The sequence below is a fragment of the Rhizobium sp. K102 genome (genome assembly GCF_022385315.1).
GTDB classification, from domain to species: Bacteria; Pseudomonadota; Alphaproteobacteria; order Rhizobiales; family Rhizobiaceae; genus Rhizobium; species Rhizobium croatiense.
Window position 1 is genome coordinate 2,678,254 of record NZ_CP092436.1, and the last position, 18,869, is coordinate 2,697,122.

Sequence of the window (18,869 nt, forward strand, 5' to 3'; positions counted from 1 at the left end):
GCATGCCCTCGACCCGAGATTGAGTATTCATCAACAAGAAAAGGCCGGGACATGCCCGGCCTTTCTTCATTCCATTCGATACCGCTCAGTTGAGCCGTGTCTTGACCTGGCCGACGGCATTGCCGAAGAGTTCGGACTGGACCTTGCCATCCGCCTTCTTGGCGAGCACCGTTTCGGCGGCCGCGATCGCCAGATCGACGGCGGCGGAACGAACCGCCTTCATCGCTTCGGCCTCGGCCTGCAGGATCTTCTGCTCGGAGAGCGCCGTGCGATTGGCGACGAATTCTTCCGTCTTCTTCTTCGCTTCGGCAGTCAGCATCTCGGCTTCGCGCTCGGCGGCGGCAACGATGTGCGCCGCTTCGGCTTCCGCTTCCTTGCGCTTGCGCTGGTATTCGGCGAGCAGGTGCTGGGCCTCCTCGCGAAGGCGCTTGGCTTCGGCCAGCTCGTTGCGGATCTGGTCGGCGCGGTCGTCAAGCGACCGTGCCATCATGCCGGGAACCTTCAAGTAGACAACCAGCGCCAGGAAGAGAATGAGGCCGACAAAGGCGAAGAAAGTCGCGTCAAAAGCAAATTCCATCGATCAAGCCTCCTTCTTGGCGGCCGCGACGGCGGCGGCGACATCAGCCTGGGCGGCATTGCCGCCAATCAGCTGTTCGACGACGGCAGCCGCCGTTTCTTCGGCAATGGTGCCGACATCGGCGAAAGCCTTCGCCTTGATGTCGGCGATGCGGGCTTCGGCAGCCTTGATCTTTTCCGACAGGCTCGTCTCGACCGCGCGGCGTTCCTCTTCGGCCTTGGCCTTGGCAGCGTCGCGAGCGGCGGAGCCGATCGCATTCGACTTGGCGCGGGCAGCGGCCAGTTCGCCTTCATAGGTCTGGACGGCAGCGTCAGCTTCCGCCTTCAGGCGGCCTGCTTCTTCCAGGTCCTGGGAGATGCGCGTGTGGCGCTGATCGAGAATGGCCCCGATGCGCGGCGCGATGACCTTTTGCATAAGGAGGTAGAAGACGCCGAACGTAATCACCAGCCAGAGCAGCTGGGACGCGAAGGTCGTCGAATCGAAGGGCGGGAACGGGCCACGGGCGTGTTCGCCTTCGGCTACGCCGGTCTCGGTATGGACCTCGCCTGCGGCCGGAGCGCCATGCGCATCCGTGCCGGTCGCTGCCGCCGGTGCTTCCTCAGCGTAAGCCGGGGTCACAAAAAACATGCTCACCTCCAGGTGGACTGCAAATGCAAAGGATCACGGCTTGCGGTCGCAGGCCGTGATCCATCTATCCGCCGATATCAGACGGCGAAGAGGAGGAGGAGAGCGACGAGCAGCGAGAAGATGCCCAGAGCTTCCGTAACGGCGAAGCCGAATACCAGACGGCCGAACTGGCTGTCAGCGGCAGACGGATTGCGCAGAGCGCCGGAGAGGTAGTTGCCGAAGATGTTGCCGAGGCCGAGAGCCGTACCGGCCATACCAAAGCAAGCCAGACCTGCACCGATGAACTTTGCTGCTTCCGCTTCCATGTTGAACTCCTTTGAAATGGTTGTTGCGGCGAATGACTGACGCCCTTTGACGTCGATGTCGTTATCCTTAGTGCCCGCCCGGATGGATCGCGTCGTTGAGGTACATGCAAGTCAGCACCGCAAAGACGTAAGCCTGGAGGAAGGCAACGAGGAACTCGAGACCGGTCAGGGCGACGGTCATGATGAGGGGAAGAACGGCTCCGCCGATACCGACTGCACCGAGGGCTCCAAGCGAGGCAACGAAGCCTGCGAACACCTTCAGCGTGATGTGACCGGCGAGCATGTTTGCGAAAAGACGAACGGAGAGCGAAATCGGACGGGACAGGAAGGAAATGATTTCGATCAGGACGACCAGCGGCAGCAGAAGGCCCGGCACGCCCGAGGGCACGAAGACGTTCAGGAAGTGAAAGCCGTGCTTATAGAAGCCGTAGACCAGGACCGTGCCGATGACGAGGATCGCCAGCGCGAAGGTGACGATGATCTGGCTCGTCACCGTGAAGAAATAGGGGAACATGCCGAGCAGGTTCGCCGTCAGGACGAACATGAAAAGCGAGAAGACCAGCGGGAAGAACTTCATTCCCTGCTTGCCCGCGCCTTCCTTCAGCATATTGGCGATGAATTCATAGGACATTTCCGCGACCGACTGCGAACGGCCCGGCACGATGGCGCGGTTCGAGGTCGCGAAATAGAGGAAGCCTGCGGCAACGGCAGCCGAAGCGGCCATGAAGAGCGATGCGTTGGTGAACGAAAAATCAATTCCGCCGATTTCGATCGGGACAATCTTCTGGATCAGGAACTGATGAGTCGGATCGTTAGACACCGCTTGTTCTCTCTCTTTGGCCCGCAGGACGCGGGGTCATTGCACTGGACCGGGACCGGTCCTTATTTCTTGTCGTCCTTGTCGTCCAGGGGATGGGCCACCACCCCCGCAGAACGCAACACGTTCAGAACGCCGGCACAGAATCCGAGAAGCAGAAGAACAATCAACCCCCAAGGCGCCGTGCCAACAAAACGGTCGAGGAGATAGCCAAGGACGGCACCGACGACGATGGCGGCAATGAACTCGCTGGAAAGCTTCATCGCCTGGGCATAACCTTTGCGGCTTACCTCGGCGCGAGCTTCGTTTGCCTCGTCCACTTTTGCCTCGACGCGCTTGGTCGCGAGTTCCGCTCCCAGCTGCGCACGGCGCTTCTCAAGACTTTCCTCGCGGTCGTCCGTCATTGCTCTCTCCTCGCCTGCCCGTCGCCCGCACTCCCGCTACCCCGGTCATTCGGACCCCGGACGCGAAGGTTGAGATCCTTCCGGCCCGTTCTGAAGTCGCGCGCAACATAGTTTTAGGGATTGGTATAGTCAAGGCGTAGACAGCTTCTGTCCAGCGAGAAAATAATCACGTCGAATCAAAGGGATAAAGCGATCATGGGTCGATCGGGCAAATTCGACGGAAAGAATCCGCTTTTCGGGGCCGGAAATCGGCCGGCCCGGACGATTTATCTCAGCTCCAGCCGCCGCCATAGGTGCGGTAGAAGACGTGGAGGCCGATGCGGCCGACCTTTTCCATGGTCTTTGCCCATTTCGGGCGGACGTAGACGGCGTGGTAGTGCGTCGCCGAGCCCACCTGCGGCAGCCAGATCTTGCCTGATGTCACCGCCATCGCCACGTCGCGGGCGACCCGCCAGTGATATTCCGAATTCACCCTGTCCTTGATGGCGTCGCAGGCGAAGGAAAACTGGCAGCGATTGCGCCAATCCTCGTTCTGATAGACGACGCCGCAGATGCTCTTCGGATAGGCGGGATTGCGGACGCGGTTGAGGATGACCTGGGCGACGGCCGCCTGCCCCTTCACCGATTCTCCGCGCGCCTCGAAATAGATGCCGGAGGCAAGACATTGCTGCTCGCGGGCGGAAAAGACGCTCGGCGGCAGCACGCTTGCGGCCCAGGCGTGATCACGCGGGCCGATCTCGGGGATGAAGCGGCCGCTGTCCGGCTCGGTCAGGATCGAATCGAACGGGGACTGGCGGGCATAGTCGGGTGCGGCCGGCGCGTAAGCCGTGGCCAGCACATCGGCCTTGTTGCTGGTGATCAGGCTTGCGAGCATCGCCGGCACGCCGCTCTCCTCGATCACCGGCTGCTTCTTATAGAAAGATGTGGCGATCTCGATTTCCTTGCCCTGGATCTTCGGCTTGACGAAGGCCGATCGGTCCTTGAGGTCGAAGCTCGGGGTGAAGAGCATCTTCGTGCGCTCGAGAATGGAGCCGGCGGAAAAATCCTTCGGCGGCTGCATCTTTTCCACCGCGACGATTCGGCCCTTCTTCATGCCGCGGTTGACGCGATCCTCGTCCGGCGTGTCCTCGTGGCCCTTCTCCTTGGCGGCGCCCTTGTCCTTGGCGGTGCCCTTGTCCTTGGCGGTGAAAGCGACCTTGCGACCGTCGGGCAGCACCATGCCGGCGCCCGATGAGATCGAGCCCGTCACGTTCGGATCGGCAAAGGCGAGTTCGGCCTGATGAATGGAGCCGGCCGGAGAATTGGTCAGGACCATGCGCCAGCTCTCGCCCTCACGATCGAGACCGGCGAGCATGGTGGCGAGATCGGCGTGGGAGGCAACGCTCGGGAAGATCAGCCAGCCGGCGAGCCCGAAGATGACAGGTGACACCCAGTTCTCGGGAAGAAGACGCAGCTTGCTACGGGAAGGACTCTTTCGACGCAACACGAACTCCGGGCATGGAACGCGGGAACATTCCATCGAAAATCCCTTATTAACCTTGACGTCCGGTTAACAAGCCGTGCCGGAATGTGACCATCCGTTTGGCGGGAACGCATCCGGGCTCCGTCATCCTCGGCCTCAAGGCCGAGCATGACGGAGGATGAGATGGCGGAAGAAGTCAAAGCGCGGACACCCGCGTGAGGATTGTCGTCCCCACCCATCAAATAATAACGTGCGACCCCAGCTCCACCACGCGGTTTGCCGGCAGGCGGAAATAGTCCGAGGGGTTGGTGGCGGCGTTGGCGAGCGCGATGTAGAGCCGGTCCTGCCAATATGGCATGCCGGACTTGGCGTCCGGCACCAGCTTACGGCGGCCGAGATAGAAGGACGTCGACATGATGTCGAACTTCAGCCCGGTCTTGCGCAGCGTCGCCAGGGCCTGCGAAACGTTCTGCGATTCCATGAAGCCGAACAGCAGCTCGACACGCGAGAAACGCTCGGAGATCGGTTCGACCTTATAACGGTCGTGGCTCGGCACACGCGGCTTGTTGACCGTGCGGATCGTCAGAATGACGTTGCGGTCGTGCAGCACGTGATTGTGCTTGAGATTGTGCAAGAGGGCGGCGGGAGCCGATTCCGGATCGCTGGTCAGGAAGATCGCCGTGCCGGGAACCTGGGCCGGCGAATGCTCGCTCTTGCGCTCGATGGAACTGACGAAGGAGGCAAGCGGAATATCGGTGTGGCGGGTCTTTTCCAGCAGGATCGCGGTGCCGCGGCGCCAGGTCCACATGACGACGGTAAAGGCGGTGGCGATCAGGATCGGGATATAACCGCCGTCGTGAATTTTCAACAGGTTGGCGCCAAGGAAGATCAATTCGAGCACGACCAGCGGCGCAAGCGCGATCACCGCGAGGGGAAACGACCAGTTCCAGCGGGCGCGGACGAATTCGAAGGCCATGATCGAGGTGACGACCATGGCGCCGGTGACCGAGATGCCGTAGGCGGTCGCCAGCGCGTCCGAGGTCTTGAAGCCCAATACCAGGAAGATGACACCGAAGAACAACACGGCATTGACCGACGGCACGAAGATCTGCCCGGTATTGGTTTCCGAGGTGAAGAGAATTTCCATGCGCGGCAGGAAACCGAGATTGATGCCCTGACGCACCATCGAAAAAGCGCCGGTGATGACCGCCTGACTGGCGATGATCGTCGCGGCGGTCGCCAGGATGACGACCGGCAGCAGCGCCCATTTCGGATACATCAGATAGAAGGGATCCGACATCGTCATCGGATTGCCGAGAACGAGGGCGCCCTGGCCGAGATAGTTCAGCGTCAACGCCGGGAATACCAGCAGGAACCAGGCCCACTGGATCGGGCGGCGGCCGAAATGGCCGAGATCGGCATAAAGCGCCTCGGCGCCCGTCACCGTCAGGAAGACGGCGCCGAGCACGACGACGCCGTAAAAACCCTCATGCAGCAGGAAGCTGACAGCATAATAGGGATTGAAGGCGGCGAGGATGCCGTAGTCATCGGAGATATGGGAAATGCCGGCGGCGGCCATGACCAGGAACCAGACGGCGGTGATCGGGCCGAAGAACTTGGCGACGGCGCCGGTGCCGCGCGATTGCACGACGAAGAGCAGCGCCAGGATCACCACCGAAATCGGCACGATATATTCCGACAGCCTTGGTGTGACGAGCTTCAGGCCCTCAACCGCCGATAGCACCGACAGCGCCGGCGTGATCATCGCATCGCCGAGGAAGAGGGCAGCCCCCATCAGGCCGAGCAGCATCAGTATGGCGGTATGGCCGTTGGCGGTCTTCATCAGAAGGGCAAGCAGCGACAGCGTGCCGCCCTCCCCTTCGTTATCGGCGCGCAGCAGGAAGAGCACATATTTGATGGTGACGATGATCGTCAGCGCCCAGATCATCAGCGAAATCAGGCTGATGATCTCAAAACGGGTGACGCCGTCATGGGCGACGGGCTTTAGCGCCTCGCGAAAAGCATAGAGCGGGCTGGTGCCGATATCGCCGTAGACGACGCCGACGGAACCGAGCGCGAGATAAAAAAGCTTGCGCGGCGTCATTTGGCGTTCGTGCGGATGGCTCTCTTCGGACATGAAATTTCAACAGGCTTCTCAGAGCCAGCCTTTCCAGCGAAAAAAGAAAAAGGGGATCACGGCTGATATCACCATCAAAGCCAGCGAGAAGGGGTAACCCGCCGTCCAGGCCAGCTCCGGCATGACCTGAAAGTTCATGCCATAGACGGAGGCGACCAATGTCGGCGGCAGGAACACGACCGAGGCGATCGAGAAGATCTTGATGATCGAGTTCTGCTCGATGTTGATCAGGCCGAGCGAGGCGTCGAGCAGGAAGGTGATGTTGGCGGCGACAAAGGAGGCATGCTCCGACAGCGACTGGATATCGCGCGAGATGGTGCGGCAGAGCTCCTTCGCCTCGTGGTCCTGCTGAATCGCCGGGATCGTGTGAAAGAACGTCAGAAGCCGGGAAAGCGAGCCGAGACTATCGCGCAGCTTGCTGATCATGCGGTGATGACCGGCGATATCGCGTAATTTTTGTTCGAGGTAGTTCGACGGCTTGCGCACCTTTTTCGCCCGGCCGAAGACATGCGTCGACAAAATGTCGATGCGCGAGACGGATGTTTCGAGGATTTCGGCGGTGCGGTCGACGATCGTCTCCAAGAGCTTGGCGAGAAGGGCCGCGCCGCTGCGCCAGTTTTCCGGCAGCCGGTGAAGGGCGGCGATGAACAGCGCAAAGGATTTTGGATGGGCGTAACGGATGGTGACCAGACGGTTTCCGGCCAGAATGAAGGCGACATCGGTGAGCGTCGGCGCGTCGGTCTCCGCCTTCCAGACGAGCGAAGCGGTCATGAAGACGGCGTCGTTTTCGATGTAAAGGCGAGCCGAAGGTTCGATGTCCTTGAGATCCTCGCGGGTCGGAACCTCAATGCCGAGAACCTTCTCGACATAAAGCTCCTCCTCGCGGCTCGGCTCGACCATGTCGATCCAGACGACATCCTCGGGAAAGGATGCCGGCTGTGAAAGATCGCGAATCTCGACCGATTTGCAATTGGAGCAGTAAGCGGTGATCACCGGCAGTGTCTCCGATGCTCACGACGCTTGGTGGCCATCGCCATTTTCATCGAAAGCCTTTCCATGCGGCCGCCATCGCGGCGCCGCGAAGGTCGCTCGTCCCAGGTCCAAACGGAAGCGGATCAAGAAAGTTCATAAAACTCCGGCTGCATCCGGCCTTCAAGGCCAGCATGCGCATTGTGCTCCACCGCATCGCAGTTACCAATCCTTCGATCTTGCAGGCGGGCCAGAACCTTCGAAACGAAGGCGGCCGTCATTGAGCATCTGCAGCAACGCCATCATGGCGCCGCGGCATATGCAGCAAAGCCGTGAAATAATCAAGACATCTTCCGTGAAGCGCGGCTTTTCACCACGTTTCCCCCACAATTGGGGTGATCGCGGCGGTGATTCGGCGCTTGGCCTTCCGCTATATCCTTACGCCGGCGCCGCCGTGCGGTTCCGGCAGGCCAGCGCTATTCGAAGACGATCGCCGGCGCCGGACGCCGGGACTGGCCGGCGAGCTGCTCCCAGACCTTGGCGGCGATGCCGCGATAGATGCCGGCGACGACGCCGTTCGGGTCGGAGGCGACGAGCGGGGTGCCGGCATCGGAGGTTTCACGGATATTCATCGTCAGCGGCACTTCGCCGAGGAAGGGCACGCCGATGCGCTCGGCCTCCCTGCGGGCGCCGCCGTGACCGAAAATATCGTAACGGGTGCCGGTGTCGGGCGCGATGAAATAACTCATGTTCTCGACGATGCCGAGCACCGGCACCTCGACCTTGCGGAACATGTTGAGGCCCTTGCGGGCATCGATCAAGGCGAGATCCTGCGGTGTGGAGACAATGACGGCGCCGGCAAGCGGCACCTGTTGGGCCATGGTCAATTGCGCATCGCCGGTGCCGGGCGGCATGTCGACGACAAGGACGTCGAGCTCGCCCCAGGCGACTTCGCGCAGCATCTGCAGCAGCGCCGACTGAACCATCGGCCCGCGCCAGATCATCGCCGTCTCCTCGTCGACGAGGAAGCCCATCGACATGACCTTGAGGCCGTAATTCTCCATCGGATTGATGATACGGCCGTCGATCTGCGTCGGGCGGCCGGATATCTTCAGAAGCCGCGGCATGGACGGCCCGTAGATATCGGCATCGAGAATGCCGACGCGAAGGCCGTTGGCGAGCAGACCGAGCGCCAGATTGACGGCGGTGGTGGACTTGCCGACCCCGCCCTTGCCGGAGGCGACGGCGATGATGGCGCCGATGCCGGGAACGCCGATCTTGCCGGCCCGCGGCGGCTGTTGCTGGGGCGCATGGGCGTGATGCTGGTGATCGTGGCCGCCATGATCATGACCGGCATGGCCGTGCGGCGGGTTCGGCGCGGGGCGGGCAGCAGGTGCTGCGGCCGCCGCCTTCCTGTCCGCCGTCAGCGTGACGAGCGCACCCTTGACGCCCGGCATTTCCTTGATGACGCGCTCGGCGGCGAGCCGCATCGGCTCCAGCTCCCTGGCGCGCTCGGCCGGGACGGTGATGGAGAAATAGACCTTGCCGTCGGAGATGAAGACATCCGAGACCATGCCGAGCGCGACGATGTCGTGCTCGAGATCCGGTCCGCGCACGGTCGTCAGCGTTTCGAGAACCTTTTCCTTGGTGACGTCGGTCATTCCACCCTCACTGCTTCTTCTTGGATCACAGATAGTGGAGGCGCACGTCTTCGCCAAACAAAATCATCGGGAGGAAAATCGATTTGCCGGCTTTGAAAAACGCCGGCCGGGATTCGAAATCCGTTGCGGCCATCAAGTCCGCCGGGCTTTCGCCCTGATGGCCGCAACGGTCTCTTTCCCCGAGAACCGGCGCAATGCGGGGCGAACTAGCGCAAGCCGAAAAAAAGGCCAGAAAAAAAGTGATCGGCAGCAGGAAATCGTGAACAGCTGCGCAAGAAGCGGTGCCGAAAGGCAACAACCGCCGCCGACGCCGAGAGCCGGGAGAGAAGCGGCATCGGCGTCGCGCGGTGGTGTGTCGGCCGCGCCATTTGCTGGCGCTGGTCATTAAAGTCCCCTCCGGACCTCTGGCAGAAGAGATGCAGAAAGCGTGCCAGATGGAAAAAGCGGGAAACGCGGTCGAATGCGCCGGGACGACGCTCCGATCTGCCTACATGCTGGGCGGCCGGCTAGAGCGGATCGGCGTCTTTGCAACTTATTTGATCAGGCCGATCCGCAGCGCCTTGGCGACAGCCTGGGTGCGGTTGACGGTGTCGAGCTTCTTGGTGGCGCGGTTGAGGTAATGATTGACCGTATGCTCGGACAGCGCCAGGATTTCGGCGATCTCGGCGCTGGTCTTTCCGGCCGCAGTCCAGTTCAGGCAATCGATCTCGCGGTCGGTGAGCGCATCGGTTATGCGGGTATCGAGATTGCGGATCTCGGCTAGCCTGTCGAAGACATGGATGGCGATATAACAAAGCTCGCGCATCTCGGCCGGGCTGAAGGGTTCGCGATCGCCGGCGAAGGAGACGGCGCCGCGCAGGCCGGAGGGCTCATGCGTCGGGAAATAGGCGCAACGCGTCATCCTGAAACGTTCGAACAGCCCGACGACGAGGGCGGACTTGCCGTCGTCGCGCGGCCAGTTCTGTCGCGACATGTCGTAAAAGAAGGGCCGCGCCGATGTTCGCAGCCGCCGCAGAACCGGGCTGTTCACCATCAACCCCTCTTGGTCGTAGAGCGCCAGAAGCTCAGCCGGCCAGCTGGTGATGACGGTGTTGCCCTGAAGATCGAGGGATGTGATCGGCGGCAGATTGAGAACCATGAAGGCGCGGCAGCGATAGGCTTCGGTCACGCGTTTCATGAACCGGAAAATGTCGAACTGGGTCTTCAGGCCCGCAATTTCCTTGATGTAATCGTCTTCTTCTTCCGTGGATGTTTGCGACAAGGGTTCCATCACATTTCTTCATCTTCGGCGCGCCGCGGCCGTTCGCTTGCATCGGGGAATGACGATTGCCATGGGTCAATACAACCGGCCGCGGCGTTTACGCATTCGGCCGGTGGTGTTGTCAATTTCGCGGACTATTTCCAGTTGTCGTGATTCGCCGGCAAATCTCAATTTTTTCCGTTTCAGTCTTTTGTCTTATACATGCGTCCCCGGACCGCTGCTCATCGCCTCATCTAGCGACGCGGGCCGAGGCGGATGCGCATGCCTTCCATGATCCTTCCGGCTGCGCGCTGAACCGGAACGACCCATTGGGCGAGAAGTTCCATCGACAGGCGGTAGGCCGGGCCGGTGATCGAGACGCCGCCGAGAAAAGTCCGATCCTCCGACCAGAGGGGTGCGGCGACGCAGCGGATGCCGGCCTCATGCTCCTCACGATCGAAAGCATAGCCCTGCTCGGTGATCTCACGGATTTCGGCGAGCAGACTTGCTGGCGAAGCGTGGGTGGCGGCGGTAAAGCGGGTGAAATTCACGCCGGCGAGAAGATCGACCAGGCTTTCGGCCGGAAGCAGCGAAAGGGCGGCCTTGCCGACGCCGGTGCAGTAACAGGGCGAGGCATTGCCGATCTGCGAATACATGCGCACCGGCTGGCGGCCCTCGACCTTGTCGAGGTAGATGATCGACTGCCCCCTGAGAACGCCGAGATGCACGGTTTCGCCGGTCGCCTGCTGCAGCTCGATAAGATGCGGTTCGGCGATCAGGCGGAATTCGTTGCGCGCCCAGCTGCGGGCGGCGAAATCGAGCAGGCGCAGGCCCGGCGCATAGCGGCCATCGCCGTCGAGTTCGAGCAGCCCCTCCTCGACCAGGTGGCTGAGCTGGCGATGCAGCGTGCCGCGCGGCTGGCCGGCAAGCGACAGGATATCGGTAAAACGCAGCGGCGCATCAGCATGGGTGACGAGATCGAGCAGCACCATCAGCTTGCCGAGTGTGCCGGTCTCGCGGGCCTGCGCCATGCCGTCGCCGTTTGCATTCATCGTCTCATCCGCCCTTGACAGAAAGGGCAGCATAATTCGATAATTCCATATAGTCAAATTCAGTTCCAAATAATGGAACATCACCTCTTCGGGAGAAGACGATGACCGCGACGTCAGCCCAGTTTCCGGAGTTCAAAGACCGAACCGTGCTCGTAACCGGCGGCGGATCGGGCATCGGTGCGGCGATCGTTGAAGGTTTTGCGCGCCAGGGCGCCAAGGTGTCCTTCATCGACATCGCCGAGACCGCCGGCCGCGAACTTGCCGAGAGGCTGTCGCGGGAGACGGCGCATCCGGTTTTCTTTTATCATGCCGACCTGCGCGACATCGAGGCGATCCGGCGCACCGTCGATACCGTCGTTGCCGCTTCAGGGCCGATCCGCGTGCTCGTCAACAATGCCGCCTGGGACGACCGCCACGAATTCGACGCGGTCACCGAGGCCTATTGGGACAACAACCAGGCGGTCAATCTGCGGCATGTGTTTTTCACCTCGCAGGCTGTGGCGCCATCGATGCGGGCCGGCGGCGGCGGCGCGATCATCAATATGTCGTCGATCGCCTTCAAGCTCAACATGGGCGGTTTTCCCTCCTATGCGGCGGCGAAGGCCGCGGTCGTCGGATTGACGAAGAGCATGGCCGGCAGGCTCGGCCCGGAAAATATCCGGGTCAACTGCGTCCTGCCCGGCATGGTCGTCACCGAACGGCAGATGCAGCTCTGGCTGACCGAGGAGAGCATCGCCCACTCGGTCGAGCAGCAATGCCTGAAGGTCGCGCTCAAAGCCGATGCGATCGTCGGTCCCTGCCTGTTTCTTGCATCCGACTGCGCGGCCGGAATGACCGCCCAGTCCCTGATTGTCGATGGAGGCATTCTGTAATGACGAATCCCGCTTATATCGCGGTGGACTGGGGCACCAGCAGCTTCCGGCTGTGGCTGATCGGCCGGGACGGCAGCGTCCTTGCCGAGCGCCGCAGCGGCGAAGGCATGACGAACGCCGCAAAAACCGGCTTCTCCGCCGTGCTTGCCAGCCATCTCGCCGCTGTCGAGGCACCGGAAAACCTGCCGGTGATCGTCTGCGGCATGGCCGGCGCCAGGCAGGGCTGGATCGAGGCCGGTTATATCGACGTGCCCACGCCACTTGCCGCCATCCTCACCGGCGCGGTTTCCGTGCCCGGCGAAAGCCGCGATATCCGCATTCTGCCGGGCCTTGCCCAGCGGCAGGCGGCGACACCCGACGTCATGCGCGGCGAGGAAACCCAGCTTCTCGGCGCGCTCGGCAGCACAAGTGCCGGCGCCCACGCGGTCTGCATGCCCGGTACGCATTCGAAATGGGTGCATGTCAGCGACGGCAAGGTCACCGGCTTTTCCACCTTCATGACCGGCGAGCTCTTCGACGCCATCAGCAAACATACGATCCTTGCGCATGCCGTTGCCGGAGCCGAGGCGCAGCCGGCCGATGCGGCGGCCTTCGAGGCGGCGGTCTCGGCCGCCTTCGCCCGGCCGGCCCTTGCCTCCAACCTGCTGTTTACCGCCCGCTCCGGCCAGCTGCTGCACGGGATCTCCGCCGCTGCCGCCCAAGCCCGGCTCTCCGGCACGCTGATCGGCCTCGAAATCGCCGGCGCGCTGCAGGATGCCGCCAACTCAGGCATCACCCTCGTCGCCTCCGGACGCCTGCAGGCGCTCTACGAACGGGCCTTCAAAACCCTTTCCCTTGCCTTCACCGCCATCGATGCGGATGCCGCCGTGCGCCGCGGGCTGTCGGCCGCCGCCGAAGCCATCTGGCCGAATTGAGAAAGCTGACATGATGAACCGTATCCCCTTCCCCGACATGAAGCGCCCGCTGATCGCCATCCTGCGCGGCATCCGGCCGGACGAGACCGAAAGCGTCGTCGGCGCGCTGATCGACAACGGCCTGACGGCGATCGAGATTCCGCTCAACTCGCCGGAGCCGTTCAAATCGATCGAGATCGCCGCCAAAATGGCGCCGCCCGAGGTGCTGATCGGCGCCGGCACGGTGCTGACGGTCGAGGCGGTCGACAGCCTGAATGCGGCCGGCGGCAAGCTGCTGGTGACGCCGAATGTCGAGCCCGAGGTAATCATCCGGGCGCGCCAATATGACATGGTGACGATGCCCGGCGTCTTCACGCCGACCGAGGCGCTGGCCGCAGCCCGGGCCGGCGCCACCGGGCTCAAATTCTTTCCGGCCAGCGTGCTCGGTCCTTCCGGGATCACGGCGATCCGCGCGATCCTGCCGCCGGAACTGACGATTGCCGCCGTCGGCGGCGTATCGGACAAGAATTTCGCCGATTACACCAGGGCCGGCATCCTCGCCTTCGGCCTCGGCACCAGCCTCTACAAGCCGGGAATGACCGCGGCAGAGGTTGCCGAGCGTGCCAAGACGACCATTTACGCCTATGATGCAGCCATGGGAGCGTGAGCGTATGACCGACATTTACGAGTTCGAAGGCAAGACCCTTTGCAACACCAATTCCGTCCTCGGCGAAGGGCCGACCTATGATCCGGACAGCAATACGGTCTGGTGGTTCAACATCCTCGGCAAGGAGCTGCACGAACTCAGACTGGGGACGGGGAGAAAAAGGTGCACCCGCTGCCGGTGATGGCAAGCGTGCTGGCCCGCATCGACGCCGGCCGGCAGCTGATCGCGACGGAAGAAGGGCTTTTCGTGCGCGATCTCGCAAGCGGCAACCTCACCTTCTACGCGGCGCTCGAAAACGACAGGCCGGAAAACCGCTCGAACGATGGCCGCACCCACCCTTGCGGTGCGCTCTGGATCGGCACGATGAGCAAACGGGCGGAAAACCAGGCCGGCGCCATCTATCATGTCGCTGGCGGCAAGGTGACGAAGATCTTCAACGGTATCAGCATTCCGAATTCGATCTGCTTCTCGCCCGACGGCACGATCGGCTATTATACGGACTCCCGCATCAACCGGCTGATGCGCGTCATGGTCGACCCGCATACCGGCCTGCCGGCGGGCGAGCCGATCGTGCTCGTCGACAGCATGAACGAGCCCGGCGACATCGACGGCTCGGTAGTCGATGCCGACGGTTATATCTGGAACGCCCGCTGGGGCGCCGGCGTCGTCGATCGTTACAATCCCGACGGTCTGCGCATCTCACGCTACAAGGTTCCCGCCGTCCAGCCATCCTGCCCCGCCTTCATCGGCGTCAATGCCGACCGGCTGGCGGTGACGACAGCCTGGGAAGGGCTCGACGAGGACGCCCGTTCGGCCCAGCCCTCAGCCGGCGCGCTGCTCGAACTCGGCATCGGGGTCAAGGGTGTGTTCGATCCCGTCTATGTCATCTGAAGACGGCGTCTGACGACCGCCATGCGAGGCGCTCCCGAGTGGGGGCGCTTTTTCGTTTCGGCGGCCATGCCGCGATAAAAGTTCCGTGAGAATCGAGAAATTTTACGTGTTTTCAATCGGAACCAATCGGCGCACCGCTCATTTTCCCTACGAACCGGCGCGGCAAGGAATACGCATTGCCGGGTCAGCGCTCACTCTAGGGAAATGAAAGTAGGTTCGAAATGACACGCAAACTTTTGACGACCGTTGCCGCTGGCGCGTTGTTTGCCACGGCTTTCGCACCGGCGGCATTCTCGCAGACCGCGCCGCAGCCTGCGGATCCCGCCGCTCCGACCCAGACAGCGCCGGCTGATCCGGCTGCCCCCAAGCCGGTAACCCCTGACGTCACGAAACCCGCAGGCGATGCCGCACAGGCTCCGGCCGCAGCACCGAGCACGGATGTGGCTGAGGGCAGCTACCTGACGGAGCAGGCTGCGGATCAGATCAGCGCCAACACCTATATCGGCCAGTCGGTCTATAACCCCAACAATGAAAGCATCGGCAGCATCAACGACCTCATCCTCAAGAAGGACGGCGGCATCGTTGCTGCGATCGTCGGCGTCGGCGGCTTCCTGGGCATCGGCGAAAAGAACGTCGCGGTGCCGATGGATAAGATTGCCATCGCTCAGAACACCCAGGACGGCAGCCTCAAGCTGACGACCACCGAGACGGCTGAATCGCTGAAGGCTGCGCCTGAGTTCAAGACGCTGGCAATGCAGTCTGCAGAAAAGGCCCCGGCCGCACCCGGTACCGATACAACGGCAACCGGCTCGACCACGCCTAAGTAAACCGCGCGCGGTAGTATAGCGTAGGCGATGGCGCTCCTAGGGGCGCCATCGCTTTGTTAGCGGTTTTATTGAACGCAATTGCAAGCGGAATTGCTTATGCGCTGACGCGCTCGGTCATCGTCGTGTCGTAGTAGTTCTCGTGCAGGAAACGCAGCGTGGCGATGCCATCGGCCGGGCGGCCGAAATGATAGCCCTGGCCCATGCCGCAGCCGAGCGTGCGCAGTTTCACCGCCTCGGCGTAATCCTCGATCCCCTCGGCCACGACTTCCAGTTCCAGGCCGTCGCACATGGCAAGGATCGCCTTGATGATGTGTTCGGAGGCGCGGTCGGAATTGATGCGCGAGACGAAGGCACGGTCGATCTTGATCTTGTCGAAGATAAAGTCACGCAGGCGCCCGAGGCTCGACTGGCCGGTGCCGAAATCGTCGAGCGAGATGCGCACACCGGCGGCGCGCAGATCGGCGATGATACGGTGGGCGGTGTCGGCCGACCCCATCACCGCCGTCTCGGTGATCTCCAGTTCCAGACGATGCGGATCGAAGCCGACCCGGCCGAGGATCGACAGAATGCTGCCGCTCGTGCCGGGATCCATCAGCTGCGCCGAAGAAAGATTGAACGACAGGAAGAGTTCGCGCGGCCAGGAAAGCGCTGCTTCCGCGGCCTTGCGCAGCAGCGTTTCCGACAGGGCGTCAATGAAACCGCGCTCTTCGGCGAGCGGCACGAAGACGCCGGGCGAAACGAAGCCGAGATCGGGATCGTTCCAGCGCGCCAGCGCCTCGAAGCCGACGACCTGATTGTTTGATAACGAGACGATCGGCTGGAAATGCACGTCGATCGCGTCCGATATGATGGCGTTTCTCAGCGCCTGCTCCAGCTGCGTGGCGCGCTTCATCTCCTGGGCGATCTCACGCGAATAGACGGTGATCTGGCCGCGGCCGCGGCGCTTGGACCGATAGAGCGCCGTTTCGGCGCTCTTCAGCAGCTCCTCGCAGTCCTCTCCGGCAAAGGGGTAGATGGCAAAGCCGAAGGAGGCGGAGAGACGGACGTTGCGGTCGCCGAGATCATATGGCGCCGACAGCACCTCGCGGATCATCTGGCCGAATTTCTCCGCGCTCGCCCGCTCGAAAATCAGCGGCAGCACGAAGGCGAATTCGTCGCCGTCGTGACGGGTGACCAGCGCGCCGTCCGGAATGCAGGCCTTGAGGCGATGGGCGACCTGGCAGAGGATTTCATCACCGGCCGAGGAGCCGAAAAGATCGTTGATTGGCTTGAAGCTGTCGAGATTGGCAATGCCGATGGTGAAGGGAGCCGGATCGCTGGCGCGCTCGGCGGAAATCTGCAGGACCTTCTCGCGCATGCGATTGCGGTTTCCCAATCCGGTCAGCGGATCGGTATAGGCCATCGCCTGAAGCTCATTGTGACTCACGGTCAAGGAAGCCATGTCCGCCGATTTCATCATCTAAACCCGAGCTTTCCTCCGCAGCCGAGCAAAGAATGACCGGCATTTCTTAACAATTCGCTAGTAAATCAGCCGCCCTGACAGCCCAATCCGTCCCAAATTTAAGGGGTTGACGCTATCGGCGAGAGCCGGATGCCGTCACGAGAAGACGGCCATATTTTTCAGTATCACGCGCTCGTTCGAACCCGAACGCCCTCTTCCACCAGATATTTCTGAAATACCGCCTCGAGCATGTCGGGGCTGACGGGTTTCATGATGACGTCGTCCATGCCCGATTTGACGCATTCGGCTCGATCGCGCTCGAAGGCCTGGGTGAGCACGCCGATGATCGGGGTGCGGGCTGCGACCCCGGCTTCCTCCATCTGCCGGATCAGGCGCGCGGCTTCGAAGCCGTTGAAGCCCGGCAGGGAAATATCCATCAGCACCACCTGCGGCCTGTGTTCGGCCCAGAGGCGCACGACCTCGTCGCCGGTCGCAGCGATCATATGGCGATAACCGAGGCCCTCGAGGATCTGTGTGAAGACGATCTGGTTGATATCATTGTCTTCGGCGACGAGAACCTGCAGGCCGACCGTGTCGTCGGAGATACTGATTTCCCAATCGGCATCGGTGCCGGCGCCGTTGTTGCGGCTGTTGCGATTGAAATGGCGGGCGATCTGGAAGGTGAGTTCGTTGGCGATCTGGAAGCCGTCCATGACGAGCGCCGGGATGCCGTATTGCTCGGAGAGCTCGAGGCAGCGCATGCCCATCTGATTGTCGATGATCAAGAGATCGAGCGAGATGCCGGAGGAGGTGGCGATTTCCAGAAAGCGCTCCTCCTCGTCCTCGCCGCGCACCGAACAGGATTCGAAACCGTATTTCGACAGCGTGCGCAAGGCCGCGGCCTCGGCGGCGAGGTCAGCGGTGACGACGAGGATCTTGCGGCCGGAAAAATTCTCCGGAACGATCGCTTCCATCGCCGCCGGCTCGCGGCGCTCCACCGCGCTCGGCACCGGCACATAGGCGCGGCGATAGCTCTGGTTGGCGGAGGTAGTGATCGCCGAGGCGCGGTCGAACTCCTCGAGATCGGCGCCGTCGCGCGGCAGGTCCTGCGTCGTCGACACCAGGAAATAGCGACCGGGCTTGCCGATACGGTGCTTGCGGCTGACGATGTCGCGCTCGATGCCGTCTCGGGAGATCTGTCGCTGGCGGGAGATCGACATTTCGCCGGTCTCCAGCACGTGGCGGTCGCTCTCTTCGAAGCGTTTGGCGATCTCGAGGGAAAAAGGTCGCCGCTCTTGCGCCCGAGCACCTCGTCGGCGGTGGTCTGGTACTTCTCGCAGAAGGCGAGATTGACCGCGACATAGATAAGGTTGCGGTCCTTGACGAAAAGCGGGAACGGCAGATTGTCGAGAATGTCCTCGGTGAGCTGCACCCGTTCCAGATCCGAGCGCCACTGCTCCTCGCGCTTCTTGTCCTCGGAAATGTCGGAGACGATGGTAACGCCGTAACCGCCCGGCAGCCTGCGCTTGACGAAGCGGACCCAGCTGTCGGCGCCATGGCGCTCGACCGCGTCGAAGCGCTCGCGCCAATGCGAGGCGATCTTCTGCGACAGCCAGTCTTCGCGGCTGAGCGAGCCGCCCTGCCTGACGTCATATTGCTGGCGAACGCCGGTATCGTAGATCGCGCCCAGGAAATCGCGCAGCCGCGTGCCCGGCTTCAGCATCTCGGCCGGCAGCGGGAAGAACTCGAGGATCTGGCGGCTTGCGAAGATCAGGTGATCGTTCTTGTCGTAGATGATGAAGGCTGCCGAAAGACCGTCGCACACGACATCGAAAAGCGCCGTCTGCAGATCGGCCTCGGCGGGAGTCCCGTCGATTTCCGATGACGTGTCCGCCTTTTCGAAGCCGGCACTCATTCTATTGCGTCCCACATCTGTTCGATTTTCGCAGCTTCCGGAGGTATATGAATAAAAATGCCATTTTTCTGTTAAAACCGGCTTAACACTGCCGACCGTCGAAACTGGGGAG

General features: G+C 62.1%; 18 protein-coding genes and 2 pseudogenes. 5 read left to right on the forward strand and 15 right to left on the reverse strand.

The window, feature by feature from the left end; genetic code table 11:
* Positions 1-85: 85 nt before the first annotated feature.
* From MHI61_RS19255 to MHI61_RS19310, 13 genes are all read right to left on the reverse strand, one after another.
* A complete protein-coding gene (locus tag MHI61_RS19255; RefSeq protein ID WP_239790122.1) occupies positions 86-577 on the reverse strand; it encodes a F0F1 ATP synthase subunit B in 492 nt (163 codons plus the stop codon).
* A 3-nt stretch (positions 578-580) separates the two neighbouring features.
* Entirely contained in the window at positions 581-1,204 is a 624-nt protein-coding gene (locus MHI61_RS19260; RefSeq protein WP_097580026.1) for a F0F1 ATP synthase subunit B, read from the reverse strand.
* A gap of 77 nt (positions 1,205-1,281) precedes the next feature.
* Positions 1,282-1,509, reverse strand: coding sequence for a F0F1 ATP synthase subunit C (locus tag MHI61_RS19265; protein ID WP_010026583.1), 228 nt, complete (start codon positions 1,507-1,509; stop codon positions 1,282-1,284).
* A 67-nt stretch (positions 1,510-1,576) separates the two neighbouring features.
* Positions 1,577-2,329, reverse strand: a complete 753-nt coding sequence (locus tag MHI61_RS19270) for a F0F1 ATP synthase subunit A (RefSeq protein WP_064686134.1) — start codon at positions 2,327-2,329, stop codon at positions 1,577-1,579.
* 62 nt (positions 2,330-2,391) lie between these two features.
* On the reverse strand, positions 2,392-2,730 hold the full coding sequence (locus tag MHI61_RS19275; RefSeq protein ID WP_097580027.1) for an AtpZ/AtpI family protein: 339 nt from the start codon (positions 2,728-2,730) through the stop codon (positions 2,392-2,394).
* Positions 2,731-3,001: 271 nt separating this feature from the next.
* Complete coding sequence (locus tag MHI61_RS19280; protein ID WP_239790123.1) at positions 3,002-4,249, reverse strand: cell wall hydrolase; 1,248 nt, start codon at positions 4,247-4,249, stop codon at positions 3,002-3,004.
* 181 nt (positions 4,250-4,430) lie between these two features.
* Positions 4,431-6,329: a potassium transporter Kup gene (locus MHI61_RS19285; protein WP_239790124.1), complete on the reverse strand. Its 1,899-nt coding sequence runs from the start codon at positions 6,327-6,329 to the stop codon at positions 4,431-4,433.
* A gap of 18 nt (positions 6,330-6,347) precedes the next feature.
* Entirely contained in the window at positions 6,348-7,322 is a 975-nt protein-coding gene (locus tag MHI61_RS19290) for a magnesium transporter CorA family protein (protein ID WP_239790125.1), read from the reverse strand.
* A 122-nt stretch (positions 7,323-7,444) separates the two neighbouring features.
* A complete protein-coding gene (locus tag MHI61_RS32655) occupies positions 7,445-7,579 on the reverse strand; it encodes a hypothetical protein (protein ID WP_275593074.1) in 135 nt (44 codons plus the stop codon).
* 195 nt (positions 7,580-7,774) lie between these two features.
* On the reverse strand, positions 7,775-8,959 hold the full coding sequence (locus tag MHI61_RS19295; protein WP_239790126.1) for an Mrp/NBP35 family ATP-binding protein: 1,185 nt from the start codon (positions 8,957-8,959) through the stop codon (positions 7,775-7,777).
* A 25-nt stretch (positions 8,960-8,984) separates the two neighbouring features.
* Positions 8,985-9,344 carry a hypothetical protein gene (locus MHI61_RS19300; RefSeq protein ID WP_141507414.1) on the reverse strand — a complete coding sequence of 120 codons (360 nt, stop codon included), beginning with the start codon at positions 9,342-9,344 and terminating at the stop codon, positions 8,985-8,987.
* Between the two features lie 147 nt (positions 9,345-9,491).
* Positions 9,492-10,229, reverse strand: a complete 738-nt coding sequence (locus MHI61_RS19305; protein ID WP_097580032.1) for an autoinducer binding domain-containing protein — start codon at positions 10,227-10,229, stop codon at positions 9,492-9,494.
* 224 nt (positions 10,230-10,453) lie between these two features.
* Positions 10,454-11,251: an IclR family transcriptional regulator gene (locus MHI61_RS19310; RefSeq protein ID WP_239790127.1), complete on the reverse strand. Its 798-nt coding sequence runs from the start codon at positions 11,249-11,251 to the stop codon at positions 10,454-10,456.
* A 101-nt stretch (positions 11,252-11,352) separates the two neighbouring features.
* On the opposite strand from MHI61_RS19310, the gene MHI61_RS19315 reads away from it, so the two are divergent.
* From MHI61_RS19315 to MHI61_RS19335, 5 genes and pseudogenes are all read left to right on the forward strand, one after another.
* Complete coding sequence (locus MHI61_RS19315; protein WP_239790128.1) at positions 11,353-12,123, forward strand: SDR family oxidoreductase; 771 nt, start codon at positions 11,353-11,355, stop codon at positions 12,121-12,123.
* On the forward strand, positions 12,123-13,037 hold the full coding sequence (locus MHI61_RS19320; RefSeq protein WP_239790129.1) for a 2-dehydro-3-deoxygalactonokinase: 915 nt from the start codon (positions 12,123-12,125) through the stop codon (positions 13,035-13,037). The genes MHI61_RS19315 and MHI61_RS19320 overlap by 1 nt, the downstream gene beginning before the upstream one ends.
* Before the next feature lie 13 nt (positions 13,038-13,050).
* Positions 13,051-13,683, forward strand: coding sequence for a 2-dehydro-3-deoxy-6-phosphogalactonate aldolase (locus tag MHI61_RS19325; RefSeq protein ID WP_239792878.1), 633 nt, complete (start codon positions 13,051-13,053; stop codon positions 13,681-13,683).
* 4 nt (positions 13,684-13,687) lie between these two features.
* Positions 13,688-14,574, forward strand: a pseudogene (locus tag MHI61_RS19330) (SMP-30/gluconolactonase/LRE family protein).
* Positions 14,575-14,795: 221 nt separating this feature from the next.
* Positions 14,796-15,401 (forward strand): PRC-barrel domain-containing protein, encoded by a 606-nt coding sequence (locus MHI61_RS19335; RefSeq protein ID WP_239790130.1) that lies wholly within the window; start codon positions 14,796-14,798, stop codon positions 15,399-15,401.
* A 94-nt stretch (positions 15,402-15,495) separates the two neighbouring features.
* Here the strand turns inward: MHI61_RS19335 and MHI61_RS19340 are convergent, their stop codons facing one another.
* Together MHI61_RS19340 and MHI61_RS19345 are read right to left on the reverse strand one after the other, a co-directional pair.
* Positions 15,496-16,860, reverse strand: a complete 1,365-nt coding sequence (locus MHI61_RS19340; RefSeq protein ID WP_239790131.1) for an EAL domain-containing protein — start codon at positions 16,858-16,860, stop codon at positions 15,496-15,498.
* Positions 16,861-17,027: 167 nt separating this feature from the next.
* A pseudogene (locus tag MHI61_RS19345) lies at positions 17,028-18,757 on the reverse strand (response regulator).
* Positions 18,758-18,869: the final 112 nt, after the last annotated feature.

Excerpts from the sequence above, each read along its gene's own strand:
- MHI61_RS19255 (WP_239790122.1), bottom strand. The coding sequence starts at position 577 with ATGGAATTTGCTTTTGACGCGACTTTCTTCGCCTTTGTCGGCCTCATT.
- MHI61_RS19260 (WP_097580026.1), bottom strand. The coding sequence starts at position 1,204 with ATGTTTTTTGTGACCCCGGCTTACGCTGAGGAAGCACCGGCGGCAGCG.
- MHI61_RS19265 (WP_010026583.1), bottom strand. The coding sequence starts at position 1,509 with ATGGAAGCGGAAGCAGCAAAGTTCATCGGTGCAGGTCTGGCTTGCTTT.
- MHI61_RS19275 (WP_097580027.1), bottom strand. The coding sequence starts at position 2,730 with ATGACGGACGACCGCGAGGAAAGTCTTGAGAAGCGCCGTGCGCAGCTG.
- MHI61_RS19280 (WP_239790123.1), bottom strand. The coding sequence starts at position 4,249 with ATGGAATGTTCCCGCGTTCCATGCCCGGAGTTCGTGTTGCGTCGAAAG.
- MHI61_RS19285 (WP_239790124.1), bottom strand. The coding sequence starts at position 6,329 with ATGTCCGAAGAGAGCCATCCGCACGAACGCCAAATGACGCCGCGCAAG.
- MHI61_RS32655 (WP_275593074.1), bottom strand. The coding sequence starts at position 7,579 with ATGACGGCCGCCTTCGTTTCGAAGGTTCTGGCCCGCCTGCAAGATCGA.
- MHI61_RS19295 (WP_239790126.1), bottom strand. The coding sequence starts at position 8,959 with ATGACCGACGTCACCAAGGAAAAGGTTCTCGAAACGCTGACGACCGTG.
- MHI61_RS19300 (WP_141507414.1), bottom strand. The coding sequence starts at position 9,344 with ATGACCAGCGCCAGCAAATGGCGCGGCCGACACACCACCGCGCGACGC.
- MHI61_RS19305 (WP_097580032.1), bottom strand. The coding sequence starts at position 10,229 with ATGGAACCCTTGTCGCAAACATCCACGGAAGAAGAAGACGATTACATC.
- MHI61_RS19310 (WP_239790127.1), bottom strand. The coding sequence starts at position 11,251 with ATGAATGCAAACGGCGACGGCATGGCGCAGGCCCGCGAGACCGGCACA.
- MHI61_RS19315 (WP_239790128.1), top strand. The coding sequence starts at position 11,353 with ATGACCGCGACGTCAGCCCAGTTTCCGGAGTTCAAAGACCGAACCGTG.
- MHI61_RS19320 (WP_239790129.1), top strand. The coding sequence starts at position 12,123 with ATGACGAATCCCGCTTATATCGCGGTGGACTGGGGCACCAGCAGCTTC.
- MHI61_RS19325 (WP_239792878.1), top strand. The coding sequence starts at position 13,051 with ATGAACCGTATCCCCTTCCCCGACATGAAGCGCCCGCTGATCGCCATC.
- MHI61_RS19335 (WP_239790130.1), top strand. The coding sequence starts at position 14,796 with ATGACACGCAAACTTTTGACGACCGTTGCCGCTGGCGCGTTGTTTGCC.
- MHI61_RS19340 (WP_239790131.1), bottom strand. The coding sequence starts at position 16,860 with ATGATGAAATCGGCGGACATGGCTTCCTTGACCGTGAGTCACAATGAG.